The organism is Pseudophaeobacter sp. 1A16562 (genome assembly GCF_041008785.1).
Classification (GTDB): domain Bacteria; phylum Pseudomonadota; class Alphaproteobacteria; order Rhodobacterales; family Rhodobacteraceae; genus Phycobacter; species Phycobacter gallaeciensis_A.
Map to the genome: position 1 here is coordinate 33,820 of NZ_JAXGFT010000005.1, position 14,989 is coordinate 48,808.

Genomic DNA, 14,989 nt, shown 5'->3' on the forward strand with positions numbered 1-14,989 from the left:
ACTCATGACCATCCACTGGTGCGGAACCGGCCTGTCGGCCATCCCCGGCCTGCGCCGCCTTCTGGAGGCGGGCCATGACGTTGCGGTGTGGAACCGCACCCCCGAAAAGGCGCGCGAAGCGGTGGGCGATCTGACCACCAACATTCACGCCTTTTCCATCGCCAACCTGGCCCAGATGCTGAGCCCGGAGGACGTTGTTGTCTCCATGCTGCCCGGCGACTGGCACGTGGAGCTGGCCGAACTGGCGATCTCCAAAGGCGCCCATTTCGTGTCCTCCTCCTACATTGCGCCGGAAATGCGCGCGCTGGATGACAAGGCGCGCGAAGCAGGCGTGGCCCTGGTGAACGAGGTCGGCCTTGATCCCGGCATCGACCACCTGATGGCCCACGCGCTTGTGCAGGATTACAAGGCATCGGACGCCTATGATGCCGAGAACCACATCAGCTTTATCTCTTACTGCGGTGGCATTCCGAAGACCCCGAACCCGTTCCGCTATAAATTCAGCTGGTCACCGCTCGGCGTGCTGAAGGCGCTGCGTTCACCCTCGCGGTCGGTGCGGGATTATTCCGAGCTGCGCGTGGACCGGCCATGGGATGCGATCAGCAGCTATGACGCGCCGCTGCCCACCCCGGAAAGCTTTGAGGTCTACCCGAACCGCGACTCGCTGCCCTTCATGGCGCAATACGAGTTCGAAGAGGCCTGGCCGGTGAAGGAATTCGTGCGCGGCACCCTGCGCCTCAACGGCTGGTCCGAGGCCTGGGCCGATGTCTTCAAGGAAGTAGAGACCCTGGAAGGCGAAGCAGGCGATGCCCGCCTGAAAGAGATGTCCGACCAGTTCTGGGACGAAAACGCCTATGACGAAGGCGAAGCGGACCGGGTCGTGCTCTGCGTCAGCCTGAAGGCGGAAAAGGACGGCAAGGTCGTTTGGCACAAGACCTATGTGATGGATGCCTGGGGCGACGAGCGCGGCACCGCCATGGCGCGCCTTGTGTCCTATCCGGTCAGCTTTGCCATCGAGGCCGTGATGAACCGCCAGATCCCGGCTGGCGTACACGCCGCCCCCAGCGATCCCAAGCTGATCGAAAAATGGATGGGCGAGATCGGCAAGCTGGCCCAGCATCTGGAAATCATCGACCACGCAGGCTGAACCAAACAGCTCTGCCAACACAAAAGACCCGCTCAGGCGGGTCTTTATTTGTTGTGAGGCGCCCTTCAGCGACCGATCACATCGTCTTCTATATCCCCGACATCCACACCGATGGCCTCAAGCCCGGCCTCGATATTGTCGGCCAGATGCGGCGTTCCGATAAGGTAATCGGCGGTCGGGGTGGTGGCTTCGCTGCGGGCCGTCGCAAGCGCCTCTGACAGCTCTTCCGCCTCGAAACTGCCGCGACCGATCCACATGATTGCGGTCAGCTCGGCCTGCTCATCGACGCTCATCCGGTCGATAAAGGCGCGCAGCTCCCCTTCGGCCCGGTCCAGTTCCCGGGCCATCATCGCCACCTGGGCGACCTTGCGGGCGGAAATCTCCAACATCGTTCGTCTCCTGCTGTTCGCGGTTCTCCCGGTATCAGACAGCAGTGTCCTCTCCGGGTCTTTGATCTGGGGCAAAGCCGCCTTGCCCCCATCCGAAGATGTCGAGCCCGCTGCTGCGCCCGCGCAGATGCACCGGTGTCAGGGCAATCCAGCCGTCGCGCGCGGGCTTTGCTCCAGCTGCGTCAAACAGGGCGGCAGAGGCGATGATCCGGGCCTCTGCCTGCCGTGTCAGCTGTTCCAGCCGCGCCGCGATATTCACTGTATCGCCAAAGACGCTGTATTCCAAACGCTCGGCATTGCCGACCACGCCGGAGAAGACCTCGCCCCAGTGCAGGCCGATCCCCGCCTCGACAGGCCCTTCCCCCGCCTCCAGACGCAAGGCCGTCCAGCGCTGCAGTTCGTCATCCAGCGCCCCGGCGCAATCGAGCGCTCGCTGCGCCCCGTCCTCACCTTCGAACAGGATCATCGCGGCATCGCCGATGTATTTGTCGATCAAGCCGTTGCTGCACGCCGCAGCCCGCTGCACCCGGCGGCGGAATTCGGTGATATAGGCGCTGACCTCCTGCGGATCGCGCCCCTCGGACCAGCTGGTGAACCTGCGGATGTCGATGAACAGGACCGCCATCTGCTGCCGCTGCCCCTGTCGCAACTCCTCCAGCCCGCCGCCCGCCAGGCGCCCGGCCAACTGGGCGGGCAGGTAGCGGGTCAGATTGGTGCGCGCCTGTGCCTCGGTGATCGAGCGGTGCAAAAGCCCACGCATCCGGTAGGCGGCCACGACAAGAACAATGCCGGCCAAGGCAATCATGGAAATGCGGATGATATTAGGGGGTAAGGACAACAGGAACAGTGCCCGCTCCGCTGCCTGCACCGGCACCTGTTCGGGCTGCCAGAAGACCATCAGGGACAGACCCGTGACGATCAGAAGCACCGTATAAGCTTGCAGATACGGGTTGAACCGCAGAACCGCAAAGGCCAGCACCCCCGGCACCAGCCAGATCGGTGGCAGCAGGAAGGTCACGCCCCCCGGCAGGGATGTATTCTCAAGCCCCACCCAGGCATTCACCAGAAGGAAGGCGCAGTCCAAGGTCACGCCGGTCCAGACCATCCAGCCGCGAAACATCCCCCGGCGCGCGCGCCATAGGGTGAACAGTCCCAGCAGCAGGTAGGAAAACATGGTTGCCAGCGCAAAGAGCCATTGCCGGCGCAGGTAGCTTTCCACCGTTTCAACATTGTCCCAGACGGTGAGAAAGAAGATCAGCAACAGCCCCAGCGACACCCCGATCCGCAGAACTGAGACGACGCGCTCGGCCTCCACCTCAGCCTGCCGCCACAACTCCCGGTCCGCTGCGCTGCCCCTCATCTCTCTGGATGCTCCAGCGGGACCACGGTCCCGGTTGGATCCGCCCCCTGGTCGATCTCTTCAAAGTCGAAGTTGTCGAGACGCTGCGCCCGGCGCCCGGCCTTATCGGCGCTGATCTTGATCTCGGCGACGTCCTTGGCCGCTTGCGCAAAATGCCGGTCCAGATTGACGACGCGCTCTCCCAGCCGTTCCACATCGCGGTGCAAGAGGCCCAGCTCACTGCGGATGGCCCCCGCCTGTTCGCGCATGCGAGCGTCCTTCAGGATCGCGCGCATGGTGTTCAGCGTCGCCATGCAGGTGGTGGGCGAGACGATCCAGACCTTCGCCGCAAACCCTTCGCGCACCACGCCGGTGAAATTGGCGTGCAGCTCGGCATAGACCGCTTCGGAAGGCAGGAACAGGATCGCACCATCGGCGGTTTCGCCCTCAATGATGTACTTCTCGGATATCGCCCGGATATGCGCCCGCAAGGCCGTTTTCATCTGCCGCGCCGCATAGGCCAGCTCATCCTGGGTTTCGGCACGGCGCAGCGCCTCGTAGGGTTCCAGCGGGAATTTGCTGTCGATCACGATCGGCCCCGGCGGGTTCGGCAGATGCACCAGGCAATCGGCCCGCTTGCCGTTGCTCAGCGTCGCCTGCAGCGTATAGGCATCCGCAGGCAGCGCCTTTGAGACGATATCGTTCAGCTGGATCTCCCCAAAGGCGCCCCGGGTCTGCTTGTTCGACAGGATATCCTGCAGGCTCAGCACATCGCCCGACAGTTTGGTGATATTGTCCTGCGCCTTGTCGATGGTCGCCAGCCGCTCCTGCAGCTGCGTCAGAGAGGTCACCGTGCGTTTGGCGCTGCCGTGCAGGCTTTCCTGCATGCGTTCCTGCATCTCGGCCATGGCGCGGGCCTGGCGCAGAGCATTGTCGGCCAGCCTATCGTTCATATGCTGCTGCACATCCGTCAGCCGTGCCTCAACCGTCTGCACCATCTGCACCTGCGCATTGGCCTGCATGTCCGACACATGCTGCAAACCGCCGCGCAGCTGCTGCACGGACTGTCCCAGATACTCCATCTGCTGCGCAATCGGCGCCACCGCCGAGGCCGCGCGGGCCGAGGCGCGCATGGAGAGGAACAGCAACAGGATCAGCAGCGCCGCAAAGCCGCCCGCTATCAGGACCAGCATCCCGACCTGATCCATGGCTGCTAAGGCCTCCTCCATACTGTCCATCACGTGCGTCCGAAAAGACGTTCGATATCCGCCAGTTTCAGCTCCACATAGGTGGGGCGGCCATGGTTGCACTGGCCGGAATGGGGCGTCGCCTCCATTTCCCGCAGCAGCGCATTCATCTCTTCGCCGCGCATCCGCCGCCCGGAACGGATCGAACCATGGCAGGCCACCCGGCTCAGAATCGCCTCCAGCCGCGCCTGCACCAGCTGACTTTCGCCCTGATCGTCCAACTCGTCCAGAATATCCTTCACCATGGCCTCGGCGTTGACCTCGCCAAGGATTGCCGGGGTTTCCCGCACCGCCACGGCATTGCCGCCAAAGGCCTCGATGCCAAGACCGAATTTACCCAGCTCATCCGCCACCGCCAGCAAGCGGGCGCAGTCATTGTCGGAGAGTTCGACGATTTCCGGGATCAGCAGCGCCTGCGCCGCGACACCGTTTTCACCCATCTGACGTTTCAGCTTTTCATAGACCAGCCGCTCGTGGGCGGCGTGCTGATCGACGATCACCATGCCATCGGCAGTCTGGGCGATGATGTAGTTTTCATGCACCTGACCGCGCGCTGCGCCCAATGGCAGAGCCTCGGCCTGCACCTCCTGCACGCCCGGTTCCCCGGGCTGCACGGGCTCTTCGATGGTCTGACCGCTGAAGGCGCTGCGCATCTCGGCAAAGCCTTGGCTCTGCGGCGGCGGAGAGGGCTGATAGGGCGGCACCGGCACGTAATCCGGTCGCTGCGCGCTATAGGCCGCCGTGCGGGCGCCCATCGACGGGCGGTCCATCTGGTAGACATGTGGCGCTGACTGCGGGGTGGCCTGTTCGGGGCGCATGGCGCCCAGCGTCGCCCCAGCCACGGTGGTGGAGGCGCGATGCCCGGCCTCGGCCAGTGCGTGCCGCAGGGCCGAGACGATCAGCCCTCGGGCAAGCCCGGGATCGCGGAAGCGGACCTCGGATTTGGCTGGATGCACGTTCACATCGACCAGGGTCGGATCGCAATCGATGAACAGCGCCGCCACCGGATGGCGGTCCCGGCTGAGGAAATCGAAATAGGCCGCACGCAGAGCGCCGGTCAGCATCTTGTCCTTCACCGGACGCGTGTTCACAAAGAGGAACTGCGCCACCGCCGCGCCGCGGGAATAGGTTGGCAGCGCCGCGTAGCCATAAAGCCGCAAACCTTCGCGGGTGGCGTCGATCTTCAGCGCGTTTTCGGCAAACTCACGCCCCAGAACCGAGCCAAGCCGCCCGTGCAACGCATCAAACAGATCACCGGACAGGGGGTCGGCGCGGAAGGTGACGCGTCCCTCGCCGCCACCGGACACATCCCGCAGGGTGAAGCCAACAGAGGGTTCGGCCATGGCGAGGCGCTTGATCACATCACTGATCGCCTGCGCCTCGGCCCGGTCGGTACGCATGAATTTGAGCCGCGCCGGGGTCGCATAGAACAGATCACGCAGCTCGACCACGGTACCCGCGCGCAGAGCTGCGGGCTTCACCGGCTCCATGCCGCCGCCCGCCACGCGGATCTGCGCCGCATCATTGCCTGCGGCGCGGCTGGTGATCGTGAGGCGTCCTACGGCGCCAAGGCTGGGCAGTGCCTCGCCCCGGAAGCCGAAGGTATGGATGTTGAGCAGGTCCGATCCGTCGATCTTCGAGGTGGCGTGGCGCGACAGGGCCAGCGGCAGATCCTCCGGCGTCATGCCGCAGCCATCATCGGTGACCCGGATCAGGGTCTTGCCGCCATCGGCAATCTCCACCGTGATCCGCGTGGCGCCTGCGTCGATGGCGTTCTCCACCAGTTCCTTCACGGCCGAAGCGGGGCGTTCAATCACCTCACCCGCCGCGATCCGGTTGATGGCGCTGTCGTCCAGCTGCCGGATGACGGGGCGGGAATTGTCGCGGATTTGGGGGTCTGGGCTGCTCATACCGCAAAATTTAGCATGGAGCCCTTCGATTCTGCCACCCGCAAAGCGCGCGAGGCAGCGGCGGATTACCCTCCGGCAGGCGCCCCCGCGCGGCGGCTGCAAGGGCCGAACCGGGCCGTCACTGCCAGGATGAGTCCTGACACAGCGGCAATCATACCCGCCGCGCTGACCGCATCCGTACCGCCCAGCCACAGCGGCCCATAGCCCGCCAGAACATAGCCAAGCACCGCCGACAGCACCGCAAAGACGACGCTCCAGCCGACCTGCGCCTCCAGCCGGTTGGTCATCATCCGCGCGGCCGCGGGCGGGCAGATGAACATGGCGATGACGATGATCGACCCCACCGCATCAAAGGCGGCGACCGCCGCCACCGCAGCGGTGACCACCAGCGCCAGTCCCAGCAGATTGGTGCGGATCCCCAGCGTGCGGGCGAAGCCTTCGTCGAAGGTCGAGATTTTTAGCGCCCGCCAGAACAGCGCGATGAAGGCCACCACGCCCAGCAGCGTCAGCCCCATGCGCGGCAACTCCGGTGGCAGATAGCGCAGCGCCTCGGCATCCCAGAGAGAGGACCAGCCGGTAGCATCCAGCCAGATCAGACTTTCGAGGTTACCATAAAGCGCATGTTCCACGTCCAGATGCACGGTGGAGGTATCGGTCTGTTCCAGCAGCAGCACACCGGTGGCAAACATGGTGGTAAAGATCACCCCCATGGCCGCGCCCGGCTCAATCCGGCCCAGACGGCGCACCGCCTCGATCAGGATGACAGCGGTGACGGCTGCGCCCGCCGCGCCCAGCAGCATCGGCCCGGCTGCAATCGCTCCGGTCAGTAGGAAGGCCACCACGATGCCCGGCAACACCACATGGCTGATGGCATCCCCGATCAGGGCCTGTCGGCGCAGCAGCAGGAAATTGCCCGGCAGCGCGCAGGCCACGGCGGCAAACGTACCGATCAGCAGCGGCGTCAGCGACAGGGGAACGAATTCAGAGCCCATCATCCTGCGGGAACCTCCTGCGGGCCGCCGATACGGCGGTCGATTTCGCTAATCTGATCGCGGGTCAGCACGGTCTCGATCTCGCGCAGCCCGTCATAGAGCGCGGCAGCGGCCTCATGCGCCAGATCGCTGCGCACCAGTTCCCAGCGTTTTTCGTCGCGCAAGGCCTTGGCCGCGCGGGCGCGCCCCTTGTCGGTGGCCACTCCGTCAGCGCGCACCAATCCAGCGCGGCGCAACAGGCGCAGGGTCAGCGGTTCGTAGATCGGTTGCCCCTGTGCCAGCGCCAGCAATCCCTGCCGCAGATGCACCCGGCGCTGGAACCGCTGGTGGCGCAGCACCGCTGCCAGCACGCCGCGCCCGGGCGCAAAGAGCAAGGACAGGGCAAAGAGCACAAAACTGACCAGCACGATGATCGGCCCGGTCGGCAGGTTGGGTGCCGAGGCGGAAATCGCCGCGCCGACATAGGCAGAGGCACCGCCCGCCAGCCCCGCGTAGACCACGACACGGTCCGACCGCTCGGTCCAGAAACGCGCGGTGACGGCGGGGATGATCAGCAGGGCGACGATCAGGATCAGGCCGACGATCTTTAACCCCACCACGGTCACAGCCATGACGAGCCCCATCATCAAAAGGTCGATGCGGTGCACCGGCAGGCCGCGCGCAGCGGCATATTCGGGGTCGAAGGCCACCATCATCATCGGTCGCCGCGTCAGGAGGATCACCAGCAGGGCCGCTGCACTGCCTGCGGCGATGATCATCGCATCGCTGAACAGCATGCCGGCGGTCGATCCCAGAAGGAAGCCTTCAAGCCCCGCCTGCCGTCCAACGCCCAGCGTCTGGATCACCGTCAACAGCACGATCCCCAACCCGAAGAATACAGACAGGACCGCGCCGATGGCAGCATCCTCGGCCAGACGGGTGTTGCGGGTCAGCCAGTTCATGCACCAAAGGCCCAGCGCCGCCGACACGGCAGACCCCAGCAGCAGCCCGGCCAGGTTGCGCCCGTCACCGCCCAGGAACACCATCACCAAAAAGGCAATGGCAACACCGGGCAGGGTTGCATGGCTGACCGCATCGCTGACCAGCGCCCGTTTGCGTAGAAACAGGAAGGTGCCGGTGATACCCGCTGCGCCGCCCAAAAGGGCCGCCCCAAGGGAGACCAACGTGGCGTTGTAGCCCAATTGCAGGAAAAGCGCGTCCATCAACATGGGATCAGACCTTTGCCGCCGCCAGCTGATCGATCTGCGCCGTCGCGAGGCGCCCGCCATAGGCGGCCTGCAGGGTTTCCGCGGTAAAGGCCTCAGCGACCGGGCCTTCGGCAACCTTTCGGGTGTTGATCAGAAAGACATTGTCGAAATATTCCGCGACGGTGGCCAGATCGTGGTGCACCACCACAACCGTCTTACCCGCAGCACGCAGGGATTTCAGGACGGTGATGATGGCCTTTTCTGTCGCCGCATCCACCCCGGCAAAGGGTTCGTCCAGCAGGTACAGGTCCGCATCCTGCGCCAGTGCGCGGGCCAGGAACACCCGCTGCTGCTGGCCGCCCGAAAGCTGGCCGATCTGGCGGTCGGCGAAATCGCCCATGCCGACCCGATCCAGACAATCGCGCGCCACGGTCCGGTGATGACCCCGGATCCGGCCCAGCAACCCCAGTTCACGATAGAGCCCCATCATCACAACGTCGATGACACGGGTCGGGAAGTCCCAGTCGATGCTGGCGCGCTGCGGCACATAGGCGATGCGGGCGCGCATTGCCTCCAATGGGCGGCCAAAGACCTGCACCCGGCCGGACACCGGCGGCACGATCCCAAGTGCGGATTTCAGAAGGGTCGATTTACCCGCCCCGTTGGGTCCGATGATGGCCGTCATCTTGCCCGGCTCGACCGTCATGTCGACACTGAAGACAGCGGGTTTCTCTCCGTAGGTAACGGTGAGGCCGCGAATGGCCAGCGGGCTGTTTTCCGGGGAAGTCGATACGATGTCTGCCTCGGTATCGCGCACCAGTTCAACTGTCTGTGTCATGATCAAAGCCCCGCCGACAGTTTGCCATCCATGCCGCGCTCTGGCACATCTGCGCCCAGCGCCCCGGCGATGGTGGTCACATTGTGGTCCAGCATGCCTAGATAGGTGCCCTCATAGCTGCCGTCGGCGCCCATCGCGTCCGAGAACAGCTCACCACCGATCTGTACCTCGTGGCCCTGCGCCGCCGCACCTTCGATCAGGGCGCGCATGGAACGGTCCGAGACCGAACTTTCGACAAAGACCGCCGAGATTCTGCGCTCAACCAGCAGATCGACCAGTTCACCAATCCGGTTCAGACCCGCTTCGGATTGGGTCGAGATGCCTTGAATGCCCAGCACCTCGAAGCCGAAATCGCGGCCAAAATAGCCAAAGGCATCATGTGCGGTGACCAGCACCCGGTTGTTTTCCGGCACAATTTCCAGCGTTTTGCTCGCGTAGGCGATCAACCGGTCCAGATCCGCCAGATGTGCCTGAGCATTGGCCGCAAAGGTTTGCGCCTCGGCCGGGCGGGCTTCGCTCAGCACCGCGGCGATATCCATCACCACCCGTTTCCACAGGTTCGGCGTCATCCAGACATGCGGATCAAACTTGTTCTCGTAATCGTCATGGGCCCGCAAGAGATCCTTTGGCAGACCTTCGGCCACCGCGACCACATTCCGCTTGCGGGACAGATCGTGCAGGAAGCTTTCCATCTGCGCCTCAAGGTAAAGACCGTGATACAGCACCAGATCCGCCCGGGTCATCGCGACGATATCCGACCGGGTCTGCCGGTAGGCGTGGGGATCGACCCCCGGCCCCATCAGGGCGCGCACCTCAACCGCATCACCGCCGACCTGGCGCGCGGCATCCGCGATCATGCCCGTGGTAGCTACGATCTTCAGCGGTGCCTCGGCCACGGCGCGACCCGCCGCAAAGGCCAGTACCAGCAACAGCGCAAGCCGCATCAGGCCATTGAGCGAAACTCTCATCCTCGTTCTCCTTCATGCCGGTTTTCAGGCCGGTGTTGAAGGCAATATGAGAACGATTCTCAAAACTGTCAATGTAAATGCGAATTATTCTCAACAAAGGGAGCCGGTTTTTCCAAACGGTCAATTTACTGCACGGAAAGCAGGCGGCTTGCTTGCCAAGATGCCGCACCCGTGCGACTTTCGCGCAGAACTTTGGTGAGGATCCCCGCAATGGAAAGCCACATCTCCGCGCAAAGCAATCAGGCCAATGCCGCGGGCGACGCGCAGCTGCCGCAGGTCGGTGAGCCGCGCAATCCCGGCATGGAGCTGGATCTGGACTGGGCGCTTGGCCTGCAGGCCAATACTTCGGCGATTGAGCGGCGTTGTGCGACGCTGCCCGGACGCCGTAGCGTCAAGAAAGAGTATCAGGCTGCGTGGCTGCTGAAGGCGATCACCTGCATCGACCTGACCACGCTTTCCGGCGATGATACCGCGGGGCGGGTGCGCCGCCTGTGCGCCAAGGCGCGCCAGCCAGTGCGCGCGGACATTTTACAGGCGCTTGGCACCCCGGATATCACCACCGGCGCCGTTTGCGTCTACCACGACATGATCACCCCGGCGGTTGCCGCGCTCAAGGGCACCAGCATTCCGGTCGCAGCGGTCTCCACCGGGTTTCCGGCGGGCCTCTCTCCCTTCCACCTGCGCGTTGCCGAGATCGAGGAAAGCGTCAAGGCAGGCGCTCATGAGATCGATATCGTGATCTCGCGCCGCCACGTTCTGAGTGGCAACTGGCAGGCGCTCTATGATGAGATGAAAGCCTTCCGCGCCGCTTGCGGAGATGCCCATGTGAAGGCGATCCTTGCCACCGGAGAGCTGGGCAGTCTGCGTAACGTCGCGCGCGCCTCGATGATCTGCATGATGGCGGGGGCCGATTTCATCAAGACCTCTACCGGCAAGGAAAGCGTCAATGCCACCCTGCCCGTCAGCCTTGTGATGATCCGCGCCATCCGCGACTATCACGAACGCACCGGCTACCGCGTTGGCTATAAACCCGCTGGCGGTATTTCCAAGGCCAAGGACGCGCTGGTCTACCTGTCGCTGATCAAGGAGGAGTTGGGCGACCGCTGGCTGCAGCCCGACCTGTTCCGCTTTGGCGCCTCTTCCCTGCTGGGCGATATCGAACGCCAGCTCGAACACCATGTCACCGGCGCCTATTCTGCGGGCTACCGCCACGCGATGGGCTGAGGAGTGCTGAAATGACCGTGAAAGAGATCTTTGACACCATGAGTTATGGACCCGCTCCCGAAAGTGCTGCCGAGGCGCTTGCCTGGCTTGTCGATCAGGGCGACCGGTTCGGCCATTTCATCAATGGCACCTTCACCGCGCCAGGCGATGGCTTCAACAGCCAGAACCCCGCCAACGGAGAGGTGCTTGCGACCCTGACCCAGGCAACGCAGGCCGACGTGGACACCGCCGTCGCCGCCGCGCGCAGCGCCCAACCCAAGTGGGAGAAACTGGGCGGGCCCGGCCGCGCCAGATACCTTTATGCCATCGCGCGCCTGCTCCAAAAACACAGTCGCCTGTTTGCCGTTCTGGAAACCATGGATAACGGCAAACCGATCCGCGAAAGCCGGGACATCGATATCCCGCTGGCGCAGCGGCACTTCTACTATCACGCGGGCATGGCCCAATTGATTGAAAGCGAGTTGCCGGACCGCGCCGCCCTTGGGGTCTGCGGTCAGATCATCCCGTGGAATTTCCCACTGTTGATGCTGGCGTGGAAAGTGGCGCCTGCCATTGCCATGGGCAACACGGTGGTGTTGAAACCGGCGGAATATACCTCTCTCACCGCGCTTCTGTTTGCCGACATCTGCCGTCAGGCGGGCCTGCCGAAGGGTGTTGTGAACATCGTCACCGGCGATGGCGCCGTGGGCGAGATGATCGTGGCCGCCGACGTGGACAAGATCGCCTTTACCGGCTCCACCGCCGTGGGCCGCCGCATCCGCGAAGCCACCGCAGGCAGCGGCAAGGCGCTGACACTCGAACTGGGTGGGAAGTCGCCCTACATCGTTTTCGATGATGCCGACATCGACTCAGCTGTCGAAGGGCTGGTGGATGCGATCTGGTTCAACCAGGGGCAGGTCTGCTGCGCCGGTTCGCGCCTGTTGGTGCAGGAAAGCATCGCGGAGAGGTTCCACGCCAAACTGCGCGCCCGCATGGACAAGCTGCGCCTTGGCGATCCGCTGGACAAATGTATCGACGTGGGCGCCGTGGTTGACCCGGTGCAGCTGAAGACGATCACCGATCTGGTCGCCGCGAATGACGCAGGCGCAACCTATCAGGCCCAGGTCGACATGCCCGAGGAAGGCTGTTTCTTCCGTCCAACCCTGATCGAAGGGCTGACCCCCGCCGACCGGCTGATGCAGGACGAAATCTTTGGCCCTGTGCTGGTCTCCTGCACCTTCCGCACCCCGGCCGAGGCGGTCGAGCTGGCCAACAACACCCGCTATGGCCTTGCCGCAAGTGTCTGGAGCGAGAACGTCAACCTCGCGCTTGATATCGCGCCGAAACTGGCCTGCGGCGTGGTCTGGGTGAATGGCACCAATATGTTCGATGCCGCCGCCGGATTTGGCGGTGTGCGCGAAAGCGGCTTTGGCCGCGAAGGGGGCTGGGAAGGGCTGTCGGCCTATACCAAGCCACACGCCAAATCCAAGGCGCTGGCGCAGGTCAAAGGCTTCACCGGACAGGGCAGCGGCACCGATCCCATCGACCGCACCGCCAAGATGTATATCGGCGGTAAGCAGGCCCGCCCCGACAGCGGTTATTCCCGCGCGGCGCATGACAAATCGGGCGCCATTCTCGGCTATGTCGGCCTTGGCAGCCGCAAGGATGTGCGCAACGCGGTCGAGGCCGCCGCCGGGGCCAAGGGCTGGTCCAAGACCACCGGCCATCTACGGGCGCAGATCCTCTATTATATCGGCGAGAATCTCTCGACCCGGGCCGAGGAATTCGCCCATCGCATCGACCACATGACCGGGCGGCGCAGCGGCGCCAAGGAGGTCGAAGCCTCGATCCAGCGCCTTTTCACCGCCGCCGCCTGGGCCGACAAATACGACGGTCAGGTGCATGGCGTACCGATCCGCGGCGTGGCGCTGGCGATGAAGGAACCCGTTGGCGTGATCGGCGCGCTCTGCGCGGATGAGGCGCCACTTCTGGGGCTGGTCTCGGTGATGGCGCCCGCCATCGCCATGGGCAACCGGGTGGTGCTGACCGCCTCCGAACCCTTCCCGCTGGCTGCAACTGATTTCTATCAGGTGCTGGACACCTCGGATGTGCCCGCAGGTGTGATCAATATCCTGACCGGTAGTCATGTCGATCTGGCAGGACCGCTGGCATCGCATATGAACGTCGATGCGGTCTGGAGCTTTTCCTCCACCGATCTGTCGGCAGAGATCGAAAAGGCGTCCGCCAGCAATCTCAAACGCACATGGGTCAACAATGGCACCGCGCTGGATTGGGACACGGACCACAGCCGCCGGTTCCTGGAGGCGGCGACAGAGATCAAGAACATCTGGGTGCCCTACGGCGAATAACGCCGGATAGCATGCCGAAACAAAACGGGCCGGAGATCTCTCTCCGGCCCGTTGTCATTTCAGGGAAAGTGCAAGGCTCAGCCGCCGGTTTTCAATCCATCCGGCCGCCCCACAACCACGAAATGCAGATTGTCCGGTTGCAGCACTTCCGAGGCGACGCGGTTGATCTCTTCCAGAGTGACCGCGTTTATCTTGTCATTGCGGGTGCGCACGTAGTCAATCGGCATGCCGTCCAGCTGCATCCCCACCAGGATCGAGGCAATGCGGCCGTTGCCATCAAAACGCAACGGATAGGCCCCGGTCAGATAGGTCTTGGCATCCTGCAATTCCTTCTCGGTAACGCCTTCCCTTGCCAGACGGCTCCATTCTTCGCGGATCACCGCAACCGCTTCGGCCATCTTGGAATTGGCCGAGGCGAGCGAGCCCATGTACACAGAGCCCAGATCACGCGGCAGGAGATAGGAATAAACCCCGTAGGTCAGGCCGCGCTTTTCGCGCACTTCGGTCATCAGGCGGCTTTCGAAGGAACCGCCGCCCAGGATCTGGTTCATGATATAGGCCGCAAAGAACCGCGGATCTTCCCGGTCGATCCCCACATGCCCGAACAGCGCAACGGATTGCGGCGTGTCATAGTCGATCACGGTGGTTCCGCCCTCGATCGTGACCTCCGCCGGACCCGGTTGCGGTGCGCCAGTCTCTGGCAGATCGCCCAGAAGCGTGTCGAGCAAGGCGCCCAGCGCGGCCTCGTCGATATCCCCCACGGCGCTGACAAACAGCCTGTCGCGGGCAAAGACCGCATCATGTGCATCGAACATGTCCTGCCGCGTAAGGATGGACACGGTATCGATGGTGCCCGAGCCGTCCGAACCATAGGGGTGATCGCCAAAGGCCATCTTGGAAAAGGCACGCCCGGCGATGTCATTGGGGTTCTCAGCGTCCGACCGCAGGCCGGACAGAACCTGCGCCCGCACCCGGTCCAGAGCGTCCTGATCGAACCGTGGCGCCACCAGGGTCTGGTGTAGCAAGTCGATGGCCTCGTCCCGGTTCTCAGTCAGGAAGCGGGCAGAGACCGACACCGCCTCCTTATCCGCGTCATAAGAGAAACTGGCCGCAAGGCTTTCAACTGCGCGGGCATAGTCCTGCGCCGGCATCTCGCCGGAGCCTTCTTCCAGAAGGCCCGTCATCAGGTTGATGGCGCCACGCTTGCCCGGGGCATCCAGCGAAGTGCCACCGCGAAACCGCAGCTCAAGCGCGGTGAAGGGAATCGTATGATCCTCGACTAGCCAAGCGGTGATGCCCCCGGGCGAGGTGACTTCCTTGATGCGGATCTCGGCGCTGACCGGCAGCACAGAGATCAGAAGGGCAAAACAGGCGACCAGCCCGGCACGTATCATGGCAAA

The 14,989-nt window shown here is 63.8% G+C and carries 12 protein-coding genes; 3 read left to right on the plus strand and 9 right to left on the minus strand.

What is annotated here, in order from left to right; all coding sequences use genetic code 11:
• Positions 1-4 precede the first annotated feature (4 nt).
• Positions 5-1,147 carry a saccharopine dehydrogenase family protein gene (locus SM764_RS08455; RefSeq protein ID WP_368947564.1) on the plus strand — a complete coding sequence of 381 codons (1,143 nt, stop codon included), beginning with the start codon at positions 5-7 and terminating at the stop codon, positions 1,145-1,147.
• A gap of 65 nt (positions 1,148-1,212) precedes the next feature.
• On the opposite strand, the gene SM764_RS08460 is transcribed toward SM764_RS08455, so the two are convergent.
• The 8 genes from SM764_RS08460 to SM764_RS08495 all read right to left on the minus strand — a co-directional run bounded on the left by SM764_RS08460 (position 1,213) and on the right by SM764_RS08495 (position 10,017).
• Positions 1,213-1,536, minus strand: a complete 324-nt coding sequence (locus SM764_RS08460; RefSeq protein ID WP_065271795.1) for a DUF3775 domain-containing protein — start codon at positions 1,534-1,536, stop codon at positions 1,213-1,215.
• Between the two features lie 34 nt (positions 1,537-1,570).
• Entirely contained in the window at positions 1,571-2,896 is a 1,326-nt protein-coding gene (locus SM764_RS08465; protein WP_368947565.1) for an adenylate/guanylate cyclase domain-containing protein, read from the minus strand.
• On the minus strand, positions 2,893-4,113 hold the full coding sequence (locus tag SM764_RS08470) for a DNA recombination protein RmuC (protein WP_368947566.1): 1,221 nt from the start codon (positions 4,111-4,113) through the stop codon (positions 2,893-2,895). Before SM764_RS08470 ends, SM764_RS08465 begins: the two co-directional genes overlap by 4 nt.
• A complete protein-coding gene (mutL, locus tag SM764_RS08475; protein WP_369001513.1) occupies positions 4,113-6,032 on the minus strand; it encodes a DNA mismatch repair endonuclease MutL in 1,920 nt (639 codons plus the stop codon). The genes SM764_RS08470 and mutL overlap by 1 nt, the downstream gene beginning before the upstream one ends.
• A 65-nt stretch (positions 6,033-6,097) precedes the next feature.
• Complete coding sequence (locus SM764_RS08480) at positions 6,098-7,027, minus strand: metal ABC transporter permease (protein WP_369001514.1); 930 nt, start codon at positions 7,025-7,027, stop codon at positions 6,098-6,100.
• Positions 7,024-8,232: a metal ABC transporter permease gene (locus SM764_RS08485; protein WP_347508271.1), complete on the minus strand. Its 1,209-nt coding sequence runs from the start codon at positions 8,230-8,232 to the stop codon at positions 7,024-7,026. The genes SM764_RS08480 and SM764_RS08485 overlap by 4 nt, the downstream gene beginning before the upstream one ends.
• 4 nt (positions 8,233-8,236) lie before the next feature.
• A complete protein-coding gene (locus SM764_RS08490; protein WP_274867981.1) occupies positions 8,237-9,049 on the minus strand; it encodes a metal ABC transporter ATP-binding protein in 813 nt (270 codons plus the stop codon).
• Between the two features lie 2 nt (positions 9,050-9,051).
• Positions 9,052-10,017, minus strand: coding sequence for a metal ABC transporter solute-binding protein, Zn/Mn family (locus tag SM764_RS08495; RefSeq protein ID WP_490363074.1), 966 nt, complete (start codon positions 10,015-10,017; stop codon positions 9,052-9,054).
• A 210-nt stretch (positions 10,018-10,227) separates the two neighbouring features.
• On the opposite strand from SM764_RS08495, the gene deoC reads away from it, so the two are divergent.
• Together deoC and SM764_RS08505 are read left to right on the plus strand one after the other, a co-directional pair.
• Positions 10,228-11,241, plus strand: a complete 1,014-nt coding sequence (gene deoC / locus SM764_RS08500; protein WP_369001515.1) for a deoxyribose-phosphate aldolase — start codon at positions 10,228-10,230, stop codon at positions 11,239-11,241.
• An 11-nt stretch (positions 11,242-11,252) separates the two neighbouring features.
• Complete coding sequence (locus SM764_RS08505; protein ID WP_369001516.1) at positions 11,253-13,589, plus strand: aldehyde dehydrogenase family protein; 2,337 nt, start codon at positions 11,253-11,255, stop codon at positions 13,587-13,589.
• Positions 13,590-13,666: 77 nt separating this feature from the next.
• Here SM764_RS08505 and SM764_RS08510 read toward each other — a convergent pair whose 3' ends face one another.
• The gene (locus tag SM764_RS08510) at positions 13,667-14,983 is read right to left on the minus strand and encodes a M16 family metallopeptidase (RefSeq protein ID WP_369001663.1); all 1,317 of its coding nucleotides are present in this window, start codon (positions 14,981-14,983) and stop codon (positions 13,667-13,669) included.
• Positions 14,984-14,989 lie beyond the last annotated feature (6 nt).

Bases quoted from the DNA above. Each gene is read 5' to 3' on its own strand.
- mutL (WP_369001513.1), bottom strand. From the start codon at position 6,032: ATGAGCAGCCCAGACCCCCAAATCCGCGACAATTCCCGCCCCGTCATC.
- SM764_RS08480 (WP_369001514.1), bottom strand. From the start codon at position 7,027: ATGATGGGCTCTGAATTCGTTCCCCTGTCGCTGACGCCGCTGCTGATC.
- deoC (WP_369001515.1), top strand. From the start codon at position 10,228: ATGGAAAGCCACATCTCCGCGCAAAGCAATCAGGCCAATGCCGCGGGC.
- SM764_RS08490 (WP_274867981.1), bottom strand. From the start codon at position 9,049: ATGACACAGACAGTTGAACTGGTGCGCGATACCGAGGCAGACATCGTA.
- SM764_RS08460 (WP_065271795.1), bottom strand. From the start codon at position 1,536: ATGTTGGAGATTTCCGCCCGCAAGGTCGCCCAGGTGGCGATGATGGCC.
- SM764_RS08485 (WP_347508271.1), bottom strand. From the start codon at position 8,232: ATGTTGATGGACGCGCTTTTCCTGCAATTGGGCTACAACGCCACGTTG.
- SM764_RS08495 (WP_490363074.1), bottom strand. From the start codon at position 10,017: ATGAGAGTTTCGCTCAATGGCCTGATGCGGCTTGCGCTGTTGCTGGTA.
- SM764_RS08455 (WP_368947564.1), top strand. From the start codon at position 5: ATGACCATCCACTGGTGCGGAACCGGCCTGTCGGCCATCCCCGGCCTG.
- SM764_RS08505 (WP_369001516.1), top strand. From the start codon at position 11,253: ATGACCGTGAAAGAGATCTTTGACACCATGAGTTATGGACCCGCTCCC.
- SM764_RS08470 (WP_368947566.1), bottom strand. From the start codon at position 4,113: ATGGACAGTATGGAGGAGGCCTTAGCAGCCATGGATCAGGTCGGGATG.
- SM764_RS08510 (WP_369001663.1), bottom strand. From the start codon at position 14,983: ATGATACGTGCCGGGCTGGTCGCCTGTTTTGCCCTTCTGATCTCTGTG.
- SM764_RS08465 (WP_368947565.1), bottom strand. From the start codon at position 2,896: ATGAGGGGCAGCGCAGCGGACCGGGAGTTGTGGCGGCAGGCTGAGGTG.